The sequence below is a fragment of the Bacteroides timonensis genome (assembly GCF_000513195.1).
Classification (GTDB): domain Bacteria; phylum Bacteroidota; class Bacteroidia; order Bacteroidales; family Bacteroidaceae; genus Bacteroides; species Bacteroides timonensis.
The window spans coordinates 1-3,008 of sequence record NZ_CBVI010000164.1; the positions used below are offsets into that span (position 1 = coordinate 1).

A 3,008-nucleotide genomic window follows, 5' to 3' on the forward strand; every position below is an offset into this window, starting at 1 on the left:
CCCACGACTGAATTGGCTCCCAACTGCATACATTTACGTTTCATCTGGATAAAGCTCTGACCGGTGGTGGTGATGTCGTCCACCAGAATTACATCTTTTCCTCTGATGTATTCGGGGTGAAAAATAAGATTGGAAAGTTTATCGTGTCCGGTTGTGCCTTTGAGTTGTTCCCGGTCTTCTTTGATCCAGATGGCACGGAATCCGTCCGCTACTTTCAAGCGGCGGGACAGAAGGCTGCAAAAACGGGCAAAGCGGGCGATATTGCGCTCGCGTGTGGCGGCTGGGATAGGTATCAGAACGGGAGATTTCATTTCTTTGAAGAAAGGCATACGACCGATGCAGAGGGAGAAAATCTTGGCGAGCAAGGGGGCGGCATTCTCGGTGCCTTCTTTAAAGCGGAACACTAAGTTGCTGACCTTTTTTTGATGTGGGGTCAGGTCTTTTGTCCGGGTCGGGTAATAATCGTGGATATAGAAGCACAAGGCTTCGTCATAGCGGACTTTGCCCTTGAAATAGGTATCGTAGGGGAAGAACTGGCGGACGAAGTCACCCTCGAATGTGAAACGGAGTATGTCACGCCAAAGGTTCAGGGTGGTTTCGTCTTGAAGGCGGTAGAGTTCGCCTTCTATCGGTTCTTTGTCTGCCAATCCGATGCCGATTGTCAGGTGGTCGTTGAATTTGTCTTTGGAAACGATGTACCAGTCGAAGGAGCGGCTTATCTTTTCTATCGGGCAGTCGTGGGAACAGAGGAAGTAGAACATACCGTCCTCTTTCTGTATGACCAGGAACTCGCCGGGCATGTCGGAAAGCCGGAAGTAGTTGTATATGGGGGCGTCGTCTAAATCCTCAAACGGGACGGAAACAACAAGGTTTTCAATCATAATCAATAGTTTGTTCAAAGGTAGAGGTTTTTGGGGATATGAAAAAAGCCTGATACATTTATTTGTGCATCAGGCTTTGATTTACCGTATTACGGGGTATTAGTTGGGTATCTGCGGGTACTGGATGGAGGCATGGCGGGTGTCGGCATTGAACACGACAATTACCTCGGTTGCTTTCTTGTCCATGCGGTTGTATTCGCAAAGGGCGTTCATCACCCATTCCCTGAAGGCTTTGGCATAGCGGGAGTCTATGCGGTAACTAAGGAAGATGATGGCTTCGAGATTGTAAAAGGTGACGTAGATGTCCTGACCTTTTTCGTTTTTCATCTTGCGCTCCATCGTAACATCGTCTTCACGAAGCACGCCGGACTTGAAGATGGAACGGAAGTTGTTGCCCACCGTCTGGAGATATACGTCGAAAAGACGGGCGATTTCGTGCTTGAACATCCACACGGTTCCGTTTACTATTTTGACTTCGACAATGGGTTTGCCGATTTCTTCTTCTGTGATTTGTATGTATCCTCTTTCCATAATGATTTTGTTTGGGGGTAAAATTAGTTATTTATATCTTGCTATTTATGGTTCCGGCAGGATTTATATCGTGTATCTTGCCGGAACGCTGTTATTAATCAGGGGTTGACTATCGCGATTGGGCGTTTTCCTTTGCTTTGGAGTTTCTGCTCCAATACTGCCATGTCGTGACTTAATTTCCTATCTACCACACGGGCGTATATTTGTGTGGTCTGGATATTTGTATGTCCCAACATCTTGGAAACGCTTTCAATGGGTACGCCTTGTGTCAAGCAAATTTCAGTGGCAAAAGTATGTCTCGCAAGGTGGAAGGTGATTCTTTTGTCGATCTGGCATACTTCTGCTATCTCTCCCAAATATTCGTTCATCTTCTGATTGCTGATAACGGGAAGGAGTTTGCCGCCTTTCATCTTACCTTCGTACTTGGCTAATATCTGCTTGGGGATTTCAAGCAAGGGTACATTGGAATCTACACCTGTCTTTTCACGCTTAATCATTATCCAAAGTTTTCCGTCAAAAGCGAGTTTGATGTCTTCTTTGGTCAAATTGCACAGGTCGATATAGGATAATCCGGTATAGCAGCTAAAAATAAACATATCGCGTACTTGTGTCAATCGCGCGGATGAAAATTCTTTATTGTAGATAAGGTCTATCTCGTCTTGGTTGAGATAGCCTCTGTCCACTTTGTCAAAGCTGAACTTGAACGAACCAAAAGGGTCAACAAAATTCAATCCGCTGTTTTTTGCATATATAAGAACGGAGTGGAAGCGTTGCACAAACTTCATGGCAGTGTTGTTGTTGATGCCGTGTTCGTTTCTTAAATAAAGATAGAAGTTCTCAATGAACACCGCATTGATTTCACGAATAAGAATGTCGGAAACTCTGTACTTCACTTTCATAAAGTCTATCAGGCGTTGCTTGGTTAATTCGTAACGTGAATAGGTCTTTTGTGTAGCTGTTGTTCCTACCTTGTCTTTGTATTGCAAATTATGCTCCGTAAAGTAAGTGAGTAGGCTGTGCTGCTTTTCTTCAATACCCAATACATTATTGCGTAACTTCTCCGGCTCTACATATCCGTTGTTGTTTAGCTGCTTGGTGTATTGTATGGAGATTTGACCACGCAAATCATCCAGTTCTTTGTTCAACTTGGATATTTTGGCACTGGTGCTTTTCCCGCTTTTATTAACTGCACGACCTGATTTTATATCCCAATCTTCAGGAAGAATTGTTTTCTTCGTGCTGAATTGTTTGGTTTCTCCATCGACTGTGATACGTGCCATAATGGTCACTGTTCCGTCTTTCTTCGGTTCGTTCTTCTTTAAATAGAAGAGGATTCTAAATGTACTTTTCATACCGTAACGTTTTTAATTTGCAAAATTAGTTTTCTATGTTCGGAATGAAGCGGACTAACGAGTGACAATGTGCGACATATCAATGACTTAGCGTTAAAATCGTTACGATTTTCTCCGTAACAAAATACCGTAACGATTTGGTAACGATTATTAGTCTGAAATTGGCTTTTGAAGTTCTTTTTACTGTCCGTATGGGGTAAGAAAAAAGCTCCCTAAACCGTTAGTTTAGAGAGCTTTGTCATAG

At 43.6% G+C, this 3,008-nt stretch carries 3 protein-coding genes; all 3 read right to left on the reverse strand.

All coding sequences use genetic code 11. The features are described from left to right. Window positions 1–881, reverse strand: an 881-nt coding sequence (locus BN161_RS26310; protein ID WP_044271983.1) for a phosphoribosyltransferase, incomplete at its 3' end; no start/stop codon positions are given. Between the two features lie 99 nt (window positions 882–980). Further along, window positions 981–1,412 (reverse strand): virulence RhuM family protein, encoded by a 432-nt coding sequence (locus BN161_RS26315; RefSeq protein WP_005824647.1) that lies wholly within the window; start codon window positions 1,410–1,412, stop codon window positions 981–983. Window positions 1,413–1,510: 98 nt separating this feature from the next. Next, window positions 1,511–2,764, reverse strand: coding sequence for a site-specific integrase (locus tag BN161_RS26320; protein WP_044271986.1), 1,254 nt, complete (start codon window positions 2,762–2,764; stop codon window positions 1,511–1,513). Window positions 2,765–3,008: the final 244 nt, after the last annotated feature.

What these genes read in the sequence shown, in the direction of transcription:
- BN161_RS26315 (WP_005824647.1), bottom strand. Translation starts at nt 1,412, where the DNA reads ATGGAAAGAGGATACATACAAATCACAGAAGAAGAAATCGGCAAACCC.
- BN161_RS26320 (WP_044271986.1), bottom strand. Translation starts at nt 2,764, where the DNA reads ATGAAAAGTACATTTAGAATCCTCTTCTATTTAAAGAAGAACGAACCG.